Raw genomic sequence first — 13,405 nt, forward strand, 5'->3', positions numbered from 1 at the left:
GCCGTACCGCGCGCCGGAACAGATTGCAAATCCAGAGCGCTTTGCGAAGCCGCCATGCGGGTTGCAGACAGCATCACCAGAGACGCTGCCATGGCAGCGTCTCTGGTTTGCGCATGCTCCCTCAGGTCCCCATGGAGCCCGTCTTCAGATAGCGCTGGTGCCAGGCATAGGCTTCATCCAGCAGATGCGGCGTGTGCTTGCCCGGCGCATCGCGCAACGCGCGCTCCAGATACTCTCTCATCGCCGCCTTGTAGTCGGGATGCACCCATTTCTCGATGACCAGACTGCGACTGTGTTTGGCCGTTGGGCAACCGTTAAAGAACGACCCGTTGCTATCATCCATGCATCAGCATCAGATGTCTGCTGTGCAGCGATTGCCGCTGCTCGTAGTTGCAACGCTTCCTAACGGTCACCGTCCCATATCGGCCATCCGAACATCGACGTGAGGGACTGTCCAATGACGGGTTTCAGGTGTGCAGCGGACAGCGACCATCAAGTGCAGGCAGATAGGTCGCTGGATGTCTGCTGTTACGTCGCGCGAACAGGAGCTTGCGACCCATTACGGCCGCTCAAGCCTCTATGACCTACGACTACTGCGCAGCGGTTGCAGGCGTTTGTTAATCCATCTCATACGGCTGCCATGGGGCCACAAGCAGCCGCTCAGTCATGGTCAATAAACCTGCGACTAGACACTGCGGGGGGACAAATCAGGTTCTTGCGCCAGGTGGCAAGTTGCAATGGGGTGGCCGTCGCACCGCCACAAACCACCACCAGGGGAGCCTTGAAGCTACCCAATAGGTCTTCTCTGCTGTTGTAAACCGCAGCCAGAGAAGCGCCGCAAGCTGGCTCGACTAGGATGCGGTGGTCGAGCAAGAACCGATCACACGCATCGATGGCTTCGATGTCATTCACCTGACCGCAGCGGATGTCGTATGTGCGGGTGGCATTGAAAGCGTTGTCGCAGACTTGCTTCGCTCCCAACGAAGTTGCAATGCTGGTGATGGCGGGCAGCGCGACCAGCTTTCCGGCGACGACGGCTTGGGCCAAAGAGTCTGCACCGTAGGTCTCCATGGCAATGACGGGCGTCGACAACCCATGGCGCGTCAGTCCCTCGACCACTCCAGACAGAAGGCCGCCGCCCCCCACGGACAGCACGACGCAATCAAAATCGATCCCCGACTGAACCACCTCATCGATGAGAGTGGAGTGACCACGCCATAGGCCCTCACCATCGAATGGATGAACAAAGGCCGTGTCGTCGTCCATGCGGGAAAGGGCCAGCTCATTTGCTTCCTGCCACGACGCGCCGTGCACCACCACCGTCGCGCCTTCCTGCTCGATGAGTTCCTTTGCTCGCGCTGTTGTCGTTTCGGGCACAAACACGGTCACTGGAATCCCCAGTTGCCGGCCGCTGTAGGCCACCGCGATTCCCGCATTCCCACCGGACGAGGAGATGAAGCGCTTCTTGCCCTGGCGCACATGTTCTTCGCAAACCAATCCCACGCCTCGCAGCTTGAAAGAGCCGCAGGGTTGGAGAGCGTCGAGCTTCAGCCAAACGTCCTTCTTGCTAAGCAGGCTCAGGGGCTGGGAACGGACGAGAGGAGTTGGAATGTGGAGAGTCATGTGCGTTGCACCAGTACGGAAATGAGTTGAAGCTTGAGAAGATTGGGAGAAACGATCCTGCCGCGATCACTGGCTTAAGGGTCTACGGCGCAGGATGCGCCTTAACCCATTCAGTGACAACTTCGCAGTACATATGACAAGGCCGCTCAGGATCAGCAGCGTGCCTTGAAGGTGATAAGAACGGACTGTCTCGCCCAGGAAGACCGAGCTGATGGCGATGCCAAACACTGGGATGAGGTGAATGCAGAGGCCAGCACGATTTGCACCGAAGGTTCGTACCATTGATGCATATAGGAGCGTCGCCACAATCGAGCTCCCCACAGCCACATAGGCGACCGCACTGACGGAGGGCCAACTCCATACGGGGGGCGTACCGTAGTAGAGCTCGAAGAGAAACAGCGGCAGCATGATTACTGTGGCGATGAAAACCTGCACGCAGAGCACACTCAAACGGTTCAGTTGCGCGGGCAAGTCCCGCAGCCAGATGGAGTGAAGGGCAAAGGCGGCCACACCGGCGAGCACGAGCAGGTCTCCCGCCGAAAAGTGCAGATGTAGTAGCGACTGCAAATCACCACGTCCGACGATAGTCAGGATACCCGCTGTGGATATAGCCAAGCCCACGGCCTGCTTCATCGTCAGGCGCTCGCGGAGCAGGATGAGCGACAAAGCGCCGATCAACAGGGGGATGGCGGAGTTGAACAGAACCGCGTTGTTAGCCTCCGTGGATCGCAGGCCGAAATAGACCAGAACATTGAACAGGACCATGCCGCAGAGCGACGTGCGCACCAGGGCATATTTGCTTTGCCAGAACCGCTCTGCATTAGTCCTGATGTTGCGCCAGCAGAAGGGCACAAGGCAGGCCAGAGCAAGTAGGTGCCGGGTGAATGCCAATGTTCCTGGCGTCAGGTCGTCGCGGACTGCTCGGCCAACGACAAAGTTACCTGCCCAGAGCGCCGGGGGAAGCAGCAATGCGAGGATCGTTGCGAAGTCCATCGCGCCTCTTTGCGCACTGTTGAACGAGCGAGACATGAAACAAGCACCGAGTCGAGCCAAAACGGTTGATTGTCCAAAGGTGAGATAAGGGTAACAATATCAATTCACTTGAATAATTTTTGCGGAATGCGTAAAAAATTAGATGCCGGCGTCTTCCACGCCATGCAGGCGTTCATTCGTGTGGTGGACAGTGGAAGCTTTGGCGCTGCCGGCCAGCACATGGGCCTCACCACGGCACAAATCTCGCGGCTGGTCTCGGACTTGGAGGAACGGCTAGGCATCAAGTTGCTCCATCGAACGACAAGACAACGAGCGCTCACAGAAGCCGGTCGGGCTTACGCAGAGCGCTGCCGTGAAGTCATTGGATTGGTCCAAGATGCCGAAGCGGATGCATCGGGTGCAACGATCCGTCCTCGCGGCAAGCTGCGTGTGCAGTGCATGACCAATTTCGGCCAACAGTATGTCGCGCCGGCCTTGGCCGACTTCTGTGCGAGCCATCCTGATCTTGTGGTCGAGTACAGCACTTCACAGTACGAGCCTGACCTCCTAGCGCGTGGCGCGGATGTCAGCCTGTACTTGGCAGAGGCGCTCCCAAACTCCGGCACGGTGGCCCGCCGTATCGGCACAACGTTCGCGGTCTTGTGCGCCTCCCCAGCCTATCTTGCGTCCCACGGTGAGCCAAGTAGCCCTGAGCAACTCCACGCGCATAAATGCATCCGACTGGTGAATCCATCTATCACTACGGAGTGGCGGCTCACGAGAGGTGATGGACAGGTGACGAAACTAGAACCCAGAGGCCAAGTCATTGCGGATACTCCGGACCTCTTGACTGAAGTCGCAATGCGCGGTGGGGGACTCACCTTGCTTCCCCTGTTCTCCGTCATCGACCGAATCCGGGCAGGCCAGCTCAGGCGGGTCATGCCGCAGTGGCGCTCGCCAGACATTGGTGTATACGCGCTGTATCCCACCCGCCATTTCATGGACGCGAAAACTCGCGCCTGGCTAGATTGGATTGATGCAGTCGTTGCACCTCAGGTAGAGGCCGATGCTGCGTTTTTCCTCTAAATGAAGCGTCCGCTGGCGTTAGGGCCGCTTGACAGCTCAATGTCCGCCATGGACGCTCGTCCGCGACGGCCTCCAGAGTCTGCTTTTAGGCGCAGAGCCGTCGTCTGATTGACTCCGCTGAACGCCGGCAGCCAGCCTGAAGCCGCCACCAGGGAGAATGCTTTCAAGGACTGTTTATGGCCGAAGCCGGGCCTAGCTACTGTTGAGTACAGCGCCACAAAGCTGACGTTCGGGGCTGCCCCTTGAACGTCCGGTTTAGGATAGGCATTCAGCGGGTTCAGGCCGTCCGCTAGTCGGCCAGAAGTGGACAGCCGCAGCAGACCTCCAGACTGCAGCTAATGGCTGTGAGCGGTTTGTCCTCTTGGGTCTATGTCGGTGAACATCACTTGCTCATCAATAGACATCACGGACATATCGCTTTTCCTTGGATAGATTGGTCACGTACTCTTGAGCCGCCTCAGAACTCATTGAACCGTGCTTTTGTACAACTTGCTTTAGCGCAAGGTCGACGTCCTTGGCCATGCGACTCGCATCGCCGCACACGTAGAAGTGCGCGCCATCCTGTAACCAGGCCCATAGCTGTGCGCCTTACTCGCGCATGCGATCCTGGACATAGTCTTTTTGCTCCTGATCACGGGAGAATGCCAGGCTCAGGTTGCTCAGGAATCCATCCTTATGCATGGCCTGAAGTTCATCGCGGTAGTAAAAATCCGTGGCCGCGCGCTGTTCGCCGAAGAAAAGCCAGTTGTGCCCTGTGTCGCCGCGTTCACGGCGTTCGTGTAGGAAGCCTCGAAACGGTGCCACGCCGGTACCGGGCCCGACCATGATCATGGGCACGTCCTTGGCGGATGGCGGGCGGAAGTGTGCTGACTTCTGGACGAAGATCGGGACCTCGATATCACCAGCTCGATCGGCCAGAAAGGTCGAACAGACCCCACGACGTGGCTTGCCGTTATGGTCGTAGCGCACGGTTGAGACGGTGAGGTGGACCTCGCCGATCTGCGCCTTGGGGCTGGAGGAGATTGAGTACAGACGCGGCTGCAGGCGCTTAAGTATTGAGACCCATTCTTGGGCGTTGACCTGGATCGGAAACTCCTCAAGCAGGTCTACGATCTGGCGGCCCCATAGCCATTGCTTGAGCTCTTGCCCCCGCTCTGGCTTCAGTAGATTTGCCAGTATCGGGCTGCCAGAACGCTCGCTTATGAAGCCCAGAATATCGGCAGTGATCTTCGCAATGTCCTGATGGTGCAGTAGCGCTTGTGCGATTGGCAGGTCGCCAACTTCCTTGACCGATACCAGCGTGGACGCTGGCAGCTTCAAGGCACCCAGCATGTCGGCAACCAGTTCGGGGCAGTTGGTAGGCCATACGCCCAGCGCATCCCCAGCTTCGTACACTAGGTCGGAGCCAGTGAGATCAAATGCAAGCTGACGGGTCTCTTTGATGGCTCCTTCTGCGTTGAGCACTCGATTGAGCAGAAGCCGGGTGTGCAGCGGATTTTGCTTGCAGAAGATGATTGGGTTACCGATTGAAGGGGTGGATGTGATCACATCCACCTGAGCAAGCACAGGCGCCTCTACAGGTGTCGTCTCCGACGCAGTTCTGAGGACCTTCAGCTCCTCGCAAATCGAAGCTAGCCAAGCAGACGACGAGGGCTCGTGTTCGGGTTCGCAGTCGACGCGATGCGTTAGCCGAGGAGCCCCCAGTGCTTCCAGGCGCGAGTCGAGCTTGCGACCGAAGCCGCAAAATTGGTCGTAGCTTGAGTCGCCGAAGGCCAGCACAGCGAAGGGGTTCGACTTCAGCCGGTGAGCGGCATCGGACTGTAATACTTGCCAGAACGACGCACCATTGTCTGGAGGGTCGCCATCGCCAAAGGTGCTCGCCAGCATAAGCACTGGGTTGCCAGCCGGGATTTGGTCGAGCAAGCAGGCGTCCATGTCCTGCAGAGTCACCTGCCAGCCTTCACTTGTAAGTCGCTTGGCGCATTCGCCAGCAAAGCTCTCAACATTGCCAGTCTGCGAGGCCCACAGCACGGTTACGACACTTGGGTCAGCCGGAGTTGCAGCTGTTCTTTGTGTGGGAACGTGGACAGGCCCTTCAGTGAAGTCAAGTGCCGATGTTGTCCCTGAAGGTAGCCAAGTGCGCGAGAAAAGGCCTGCCAGAATACCGTCCACCAAGGCACGCTTTCCTGGTGCCAGCGGGGCTGTCAGAGGCAGAGAAGGCACGCCGCCCATTTTGCGGGCTTCCTCACTGTGCAGTCCTGTCAGGAATCCCTGGAGATAGAGTTGCTCATGAGGTTCCAAGGTGGGTATCGGAGCTGTTTCGACACCCAGCAGCCGGGCCAGCGCATTGATTTGCATGATGTGGTGCTCTCTTACTTGGATGTCCGCAGGGTGCGTTGCTTCGCCCAGCATGGCGGCCATGGCTGATACGGTGCCTTGGGGCGTGGCCTCGCTGATTGGCTCCGACGTCTCAGCGTCGAGCGTGAGCGAAGTCTCTGGAGGAAGGCGGAACAGTGCTACGGCGCTGAACTTGAACTCAGGCTGTTGTGACAGGGGGTCGATGGCGTCGCTGGTAACAGCGTTGATTGCCAGGTTCTCGCCATACACGTCATTCCAGTGAAAGGGCGCGAAGCAGTTGCCCGCTCGCACACGGTCCGTGACGACTGCTGGTAGAGCGGCTCGTCCCCGGCACGAACGAATCTCGACCCTGTCTTTGTCCTGAATGCCCAATGCGGCAGAATCTTCCGGATGAATTTCGACGAAAGGGCCCGGATTGAGCTTGACCAGCGTCGGAATCTTGCCGGTCTTGGTCATGGTGTGCCACTGATGCTGCAGACGCCCTGTATTGAGCACGAAGGGAAATTCGGCATTGGGCATCTCTGCCGGGTCACCATGTGGCCGGGGAAAGAAGACACCTTTTCCGCTGGGCGTGGCGAAGGCGATGCGCGGCTGCGTGCCGTCGTCTGCAATGCTCAATTTCTGGCTGACACCGTCATTGAGGTAGCGGATAGGGTGGCGATCTTGGAAATCATCAGGCGGGCATGGCCACTGCAGAGGCGTCTGGCGTAGCCGGCCGTAGGTGGCGCCTCGGATGTCGTACCCAGTCTTAGGGTTCCAAAACTGCTTGATTTCTTCAAAAATCTCCTCGGCGCTGGCATAGCTGAAGGCATGTGCATAGCCCATTTCGCAGGCCACGCGAGCAATGATCTGCCAATCCGGCAGCGCCTGGCCTGGAGGATCTATGGCCTTTTGCATGAGCGTGAGGTTGCGCTCGGAGTTGATCATGACCCCCTCGGCCTCGGCCCACAGAGCTGCGGGCAGCAGAATATCGGCGTAGCGGTTGGTCTCGGTGTCGAGGAAGGCGTCTTGAGTGATGACGAGTTCGGCTTTTTGAAGTCCCGCAATCACGTTCTTTCAATTGGGGACCGTGGCAACCGGGTTGGTGCAGATGATCCAGCATGCCTTGATGTCGCCAGCTGCCATGCGCTCGAACATGGCCACCGTGCCGCCAACCAAACGCGTGTGCAGAGTGCCACGTGGTACGTCCCACACATCTTCGACGAGGTGACGCTCAGCTTCCACAAGCACTGCCCGTTGGCCAGGTAGGCCTGGGCCCATATAGCCCATCTCGCGTCCCCCCATGGCGTTGGGCTGGCCTGTCAGCGAGAACGGGCCACTACCCGGCTTGCAGATCGCACCAGTAGCGAGGTGCAAGTTACAGATGGCGTTAGTGTTCCAGGTGCCGTGTGTGCTCTGGTTCAGCCCCATGGTCCAGCAGCTCATCCAGGCCCCGGCTTTGCCGATCAGCGTGGCCGCCTGGCGGATGTCGGCTTCGGGAATACCGGTGATGGCGCTCACCTTGTCGGGCGTGTAGTCGACCAGGAAATCTGGCATCGCTTCCCAACCTTCGGTGAACTGCGCAATAAAGTCGGCATCCGTGTGTCCCTCCACATGCAGCAGGTGCAACAAGCCATTGAGCAGGGCTAGATCAGTGCCGGGCCGGATCTGCAGGTACAGATGAGCCTTGTCCGCAGTTGTATTGCGGCGCGGGTCCACTACGATGAGCTTGGCGCCGGCTTTGACGCGATCCATCATGCGCAGGAACAGGATGGGGTGGCAATCGGCCATATTGGCGCCGATCACGAAAAAGACATCGGCCTGATCGAAATCCTTGTAGGAACCAGGCGGGCCATCTGCACCCAGAGACAGCTTGTAGCCACTGCCTGCGCTGGCCATGCACAGGCGCGAGTTCGACTCAATCTGGTTGGTACCGATATAGCCCTTGCATAGCTTGTTGGCCAGGTACTGCGCCTCCAGCGACATCTGGCCCGATACGTACAACGAAATAGCATCGGGGCCATGAGTGTCAAGGATGGTCTTGAGGCGCTGGGCAGTTTTCGTAATGGCCTCGTCCATTTTGACCTGCACAGGATCGCGCTGACGGTTAATGCGCGCAAATGCGGTCTCCATCCGGCCAGACTCCCTCAAAGTCTGCGAGCTGCTAGAGCCCTTGGTGCACAGGCGGCCGAAGTTGGTCGGGCGGCTTTTTATGCCGGTGCCCTTGATCACCTTACCCTGGTCCACATGCAGATTCATACCGCAGCCAACGCCGCAGTAAGGGCACACAGAGGGGACTTCGGTGGCCATGTGTACTCAGTCCTTGAGCCAGACGATGCCGTCGCGCAGTTCAATGGAGTAGACCGGCAGGATGGTGTCCGGTTCTTCCACGCAGGCGCCGGTGCGCAGCAGATAGTGGTGCTTGTAGATGGGCGAAGCGACGACAGGTTCGCCGCCCAAGTCGCCAACGATGCCGCGAGAAAGGACGTTGGCACCACTGTGGGGATCATGGTTCCCGATGGCGTAAAGGCTGCCGTCGGTCAGCCGAAAGACGGCCACCTGGCGACGCCCGATGAGAGCGCAAACGCCCGTGTCGGGCAAGATGTCGTCGAAAGCGCAAATGCGGTGCCAGATGGCAGCTGAGGCTGCGCTCTTGTTGGTGGCTGAGCTCGTGGGTGCGGCGGTGCGCGTGGGTTCTGGCGCAATGGCGGTATCGTTCATGAGGTGCTCCTTAGAGGGTCAAACGCTGGCTTCGACCAACACCGGGATGCCTTTGAGGCGTGAGTGCTTTTCGGCTTGGGTAGCGGGTCGGATCTGGCCGCGCTCCTGAACGAAGACCACGTTGTCGTCGCCGGCGTCGCTGTTGACGAAGGTACGCAGACGCCGGACGACGGCGGGGTCGTCCACGGCCTTTTTCCATTCACAAGCGTAGGTGCCGACGACATGGGTCATTTGTGCCTCCAACTCGGAGGCCAGACCCAGGCTGTCGTCGATCACAACGGCCTTGAGGTAGTCCAGACCGCCTTCGAGGTTGTCGCGCCAGGTGCTGGTGCGCTGCAGCCGATCAGCGGTACGGATGTAGAACATCAGGAAGCGGTCGATCAGGCGTATCAACTGATCCTTGGATAGGTCAGCTGCCAGCAACTCGGCGTGGCGTGGCTTCATGCCGCCGTTGCCGCAGACATAAAGGTTCCAGCCTTTTTCTGTGGCGATCACCCCCACGTCCTTGCCCTGTGCTTCGGCGCATTCACGTGTGCAGCCGGAAACGCCGAACTTGATTTTGTGCGGCGAGCGCAGGCCCTTGTAGCGGTTCTCCAGCTCGATGGCCAGGCCAACGCTGTCGTCCACGCCATAGCGGCACCAGGTGGACCCCACGCAGCTCTTGACCGTACGCAGCGACTTGCCATAAGCATGGCCCGATTCAAAGCCTGCATCCACCAGCTCACGCCAGATCAGCGGCAGTTCGTGGACTTGGGCTCCGAACAGATCGATGCGTTGGCCGCCCGTGATCTTGGTATAGAGGCCGTAGTCCTTGGCGACCTTACCAATCACGATCAGTTGATCAGGCGTGATCTCACCTGCGGGCACGCGGGGCACGATGGAATAAGTGCCGTCCTTCTGGATATTGCCCAGGAAGTAGTCGTTGCTATCCTGCAGCGGCGCACCGTTGCGGTCGAGAACGAAATCGTTCCAGCAACTGGCCAGAATGTTGGCCACCGTGGGCTTGCAGATGTCGCAGCCGTGGCCTTTGCCATGTTGCTGCAGCAATTGCGCGAAGGTTCGGATTTCGCCAACGCGTACCAGGTGATAGAGCTCCTGGCGCGAGTGCGGAAAATGCTCGCAAAGGTGGTTGTTGACAGCTACGCCTTGGCGCTTGAGCTCGGCCTTGAGTACCTGGGTAACCAGCGGCACGCAGCCGCCGCAGGAGGTCCCCGCCTTGGTGCAGGATTTAAGTTCGCCGATGGTTTGCACACCGCCAGCGATAGCTGAGCACAACTGCCCCTTGCTGACGTTGTTACACGAGCACAGTACCGCAGCGTCAGGCAGGGCGTCCACGCCGAGGCCTGGTTTGGCCGCGCCGTCGCTGGTTGGCAGGATGAGCTGGCCGGGTGCATCGGGCAACTCCATATTGTTGAGCGCCATCTGCAGAAGCGTGCCGTACTCTGCGGCATCCCCCACCAGCACGGCGCCCAGCAGGCGCTTGCCGTCTTCGCTGACAACGATTTTCTTATAGATCTGCTGCAGCTCGTCGGTGTAGTTAAAGCTGCGACTACCCGGCGTCTTGCCAAGTGCGTCCCCGATGCTGGCTACGTCCACACCCATGAGCTTGAGTTTGGTGCTCATGTCGGCGCCCGTGAACGCGGCATCGGCCTGTCCTGCCAAGTGAGCTGCGGCAACGCGGGCCATATCGTAGCCTGGCGCGACCAAACCGAAGACCTGCTCATTCCAGGCCGCGCATTCACCGACGGCATAGATGTCGTGATCGCTGGTGCGGCAGTGGTCGTCAATGACCATGCCTCCGCGCGGACCGATGGCCAGCATGCATTGACGTGCCAGTTCGTCGCGCGGCCGGATGCCGGCCGAGAACACGATCATGTCGGTTTCGAGATAAGTTCCATCGGCGAACACCATGCGATGGCGCGCCGTGGCGCCATCGGTGATCTCCACAGTGTTGCGGCTGGTGTGAGCCTGCACGCCCAGCGATTCGATCTTGGTGCGCAGCACGCGACCGCCGCCTTCGTCCACTTGGACCATCATCAGGCGTGGTGCGAACTCCACTACATGGGTTTGCAGCCCCATGTCGCGCAAGGCCTTGGCACATTCCAGCCCCAGCAGCCCGCCGCCCACCACTACGCCGCTTTGGGACTTGGCCCCCGAGGCCTGCATGGCTTCGAGGTCCTCGATGGTTCGGTAGACAAAGCAGTGAGGGCGGTCGCGTCCCGGCACACCCGGTACAAAGGGTGAGGAGCCCGTTGCAAGCACCAGCTTGTCGAAGGCCAGTACTTCACCATTGGTCAGTTGCAGCGTACGATCGCGCCGCTCGATGGAGGCAACGCGGGCATTGAGGCGCAGCGTCAGGCCCGGGCGGTCGTAGAAGCCCTCTGGGACCAGGGACAGATCGTCGGCGCTGCGGCCGTTGAAGAACTCCGACAGGTGGACACGGTCATATGCCGGGCGCGGCTCCTCACCAAGTACCGTCACTTCCCATCCTGCTGCGCAAAGGTCGGGAAATTGTTCGGTTAGAGCTTCGACATAGCGTTGACCCACCATGCCGTTACCAACAACGATGAGCTTTCGTGGTGTTTTATGAATCGCGTGGGGCATGCGATATCCCTTCGTCGGAGGGGAGTGAAGCGAGTTACGCTCCCTCTCACGGTTAAAAAACAAAAAAGGCGCTTGCGCCATGACCTAGCCACCTTTGGCCAGGTATGTCGCAAACGCCGTTGTCCTCAACTGTCGGAGCTACATTGCCCAGACCGTCGCTATCAATAAAGCATTTTTTATGCCAATCGTTTTCTTGCTCATGGAGCTTGGCAGTGCCGTGGTTCCAAACGAAGGTGCTGCTGATTCTGATCTACCGATGCATCAGTTCGGTGCGGTGTCCGCACAGGTAGGCACTCTTGTGGGGCGCGATTGCAAGGAATGCCATTACGGATTCGCTCATGCCTTTTGAACTGGATATCGGATGGGTCTCACGCTCCGGCCGTGCGCAGGACAACGAGGACTTCGCGGCAGTACAACTGCAGGACGAAAGTTCTGGCCACGCCAGCATGCTCGCCGCCGTTGCCGATGGTGTCAGTGCGGGTGGCTGGGGCCGTGAAGCTGCACAGACCACGGTAACCTGTTTGGCACGCGACTTCTTTTGCACGCCAGCCATCTGGGAGCCCACCGTGGCGCTGGACCGCATCGTGGGTGCACAGAACGCTTGGCTCTATGGCATCAATCGGCGGCGTCAGCCGGCCTATGGTCTGACCACGCTGACAGCTCTGGTTCTACGCGGGCAGAGTTTCACGCTGGCCCATGTAGGCGATACCCGTGCCTACCTGTTGCGACAAGGGCAGATCGAGCAGCTGACGGAGGACCATGTGATGGGCGGCGTGGACTTCGCGCACCGCCTCACGCGCGCCATCGGCCTGGAGGATAGGGTCAGCATTGACTATCGGCAAGGAGAAGTGCTTCCTGGCGACATTTTTGTACTGCTGTCCGACGGCATACACAATGACGTCAAGCCGCGTGAGTTTGCCCAGTGGGTGGGCGAGGGCGGTGCACAGCCCTTGGCCGAACGCTTGGCTGATGCCGCGTGGCGCAACGGCAGCCGCGACAATCTCACAGCCGTGGTCGTTCGCGTGCTGGGCGTGAAGGAAGCAACCCTGGACGACACTATGCGTCGCGCACAGTCCCTGCCGCCGTTGCCTCTGCTCAGGCCCGGCAGTCTGGTGGACGGGCTGCGTGTGGAAGCTTTAGTGGCCGACAGTGGCATTTACCGCGTGTACCGAGTGCTGGATGAGCGCAGCGGCCAGCGCCATGCGCTCAAAACGCTGCACACACAGCGTGCACATGACCGCCAGGAATGGGCTGCTCTGGCCCATGAAGCATGGATGGCCGGCCATCTGCAGACCGGAGCGGCAGCCCGACATCTGGTTCGGCTGCATGCTGCGCCGGTGGATCTGCCGTCAGCTTTCTATCTTTTGTACGAATGGGTGGAGGGCGAGACGCTTTCTCAGTGGCTGGAGCGACGACATCAGCCTGGTGTAGACCAGGTGCTTGCCATAGGTCAGCAGGCCGCGCGTGTGCTGGGTTACCTGCACCGGCAGGGTGTTATCCACCGCGACGTCAAGCCCGCGAACCTTCACTGCGGTGTTGATGGGGTGTTGCGTCTGCTCGACCTTGGCGTTGCACTGACTGGCCGAGAGCCTCCCGAACTGCGTGCCTTACATGCGGGTACTGCTAGCTACATGAACCCCGAGCAGTGGGACGATCCGCCAGTGCCAGCAAGTGCGGGCAGCGACCTGTTCGCTTTGGGCGTGACGCTGTACCAGCTATTGACAGGCGGACGTCTGCCCTATGGTGAGGTTATCGCTTACCAGAGAGGGCGCTACTGGCGTGACCCAATACCTCCCAGTCGTCACAACCCACAAGTACCAATCTGGCTGGATGCCATCGTTCTTAAGGCGATCGCTCGCGATCCTGCACAGCGCTTCGAGACGGCCGAAGAAATGTTGCTGGCGTTAGAGCGCGGAGCTGCGCGGCCACTATTGCCGCAAGCGTCCAGTCCACTCCTTGAGCGCGATCCAGCATTCGGTTGGAAGACAGCGCTCGCCTTCAGCGTTGTGCTCAATGTGGCGCTGCTTTACTGGTTACTGTTCCTGCCACGCTGAGCTTTGAA

Annotated in this window: 7 protein-coding genes and 1 pseudogene; 2 read left to right on the forward strand and 6 right to left on the reverse strand. The window is 59.6% G+C overall.

The annotated features are described in order from the left end of the window. Window positions 1-121: 121 nt before the first annotated feature. The 3 genes from AAIL67_RS23665 to AAIL67_RS23675 all read right to left on the reverse strand — a co-directional run bounded on the left by AAIL67_RS23665 (window position 122) and on the right by AAIL67_RS23675 (window position 2,616). The gene (locus AAIL67_RS23665) at window positions 122-343 is read right to left on the reverse strand and encodes a hypothetical protein (RefSeq protein WP_343485277.1); all 222 of its coding nucleotides are present in this window, start codon (window positions 341-343) and stop codon (window positions 122-124) included. 317 nt (window positions 344-660) lie between these two features. Further along, complete coding sequence (locus AAIL67_RS23670; protein ID WP_343485279.1) at window positions 661-1,623, reverse strand: pyridoxal-phosphate dependent enzyme; 963 nt, start codon at window positions 1,621-1,623, stop codon at window positions 661-663. A gap of 66 nt (window positions 1,624-1,689) precedes the next feature. Then, window positions 1,690-2,616 carry a DMT family transporter gene (locus tag AAIL67_RS23675; RefSeq protein ID WP_343485280.1) on the reverse strand — a complete coding sequence of 309 codons (927 nt, stop codon included), beginning with the start codon at window positions 2,614-2,616 and terminating at the stop codon, window positions 1,690-1,692. Between the two features lie 126 nt (window positions 2,617-2,742). Between AAIL67_RS23675 and AAIL67_RS23680 the strand changes: the two genes are divergently transcribed. Beyond that, window positions 2,743-3,681 carry a LysR family transcriptional regulator gene (locus tag AAIL67_RS23680; protein ID WP_343485281.1) on the forward strand — a complete coding sequence of 313 codons (939 nt, stop codon included), beginning with the start codon at window positions 2,743-2,745 and terminating at the stop codon, window positions 3,679-3,681. 393 nt (window positions 3,682-4,074) lie between these two features. Here the strand turns inward: AAIL67_RS23680 and AAIL67_RS23685 are convergent. The 3 genes and pseudogenes from AAIL67_RS23685 to nirB all read right to left on the reverse strand — a co-directional run bounded on the left by AAIL67_RS23685 (window position 4,075) and on the right by nirB (window position 11,343). Further along, window positions 4,075-8,328: pseudogene (locus AAIL67_RS23685) on the reverse strand (bifunctional nitrate reductase/sulfite reductase flavoprotein subunit alpha). A 6-nt stretch (window positions 8,329-8,334) separates the two neighbouring features. Beyond that, complete coding sequence (gene nirD / locus AAIL67_RS23690; protein WP_343485282.1) at window positions 8,335-8,739, reverse strand: nitrite reductase small subunit NirD; 405 nt, start codon at window positions 8,737-8,739, stop codon at window positions 8,335-8,337. 18 nt (window positions 8,740-8,757) lie between these two features. Beyond that, the gene (gene nirB / locus AAIL67_RS23695; protein WP_343485283.1) at window positions 8,758-11,343 is read right to left on the reverse strand and encodes a nitrite reductase large subunit NirB; all 2,586 of its coding nucleotides are present in this window, start codon (window positions 11,341-11,343) and stop codon (window positions 8,758-8,760) included. 338 nt (window positions 11,344-11,681) lie between these two features. Between nirB and AAIL67_RS23700 the strand changes: the two genes are divergently transcribed. After that, on the forward strand, window positions 11,682-13,397 hold the full coding sequence (locus tag AAIL67_RS23700; RefSeq protein ID WP_343485284.1) for a bifunctional protein-serine/threonine kinase/phosphatase: 1,716 nt from the start codon (window positions 11,682-11,684) through the stop codon (window positions 13,395-13,397). The last annotated feature ends 8 nt before the right edge of the window (window positions 13,398-13,405 follow it).

The organism is Comamonas sp. A7-5 (assembly GCF_039581385.1).
Classification (GTDB): Bacteria; Pseudomonadota; Gammaproteobacteria; order Burkholderiales; family Burkholderiaceae_C; genus Comamonas; species Comamonas thiooxydans.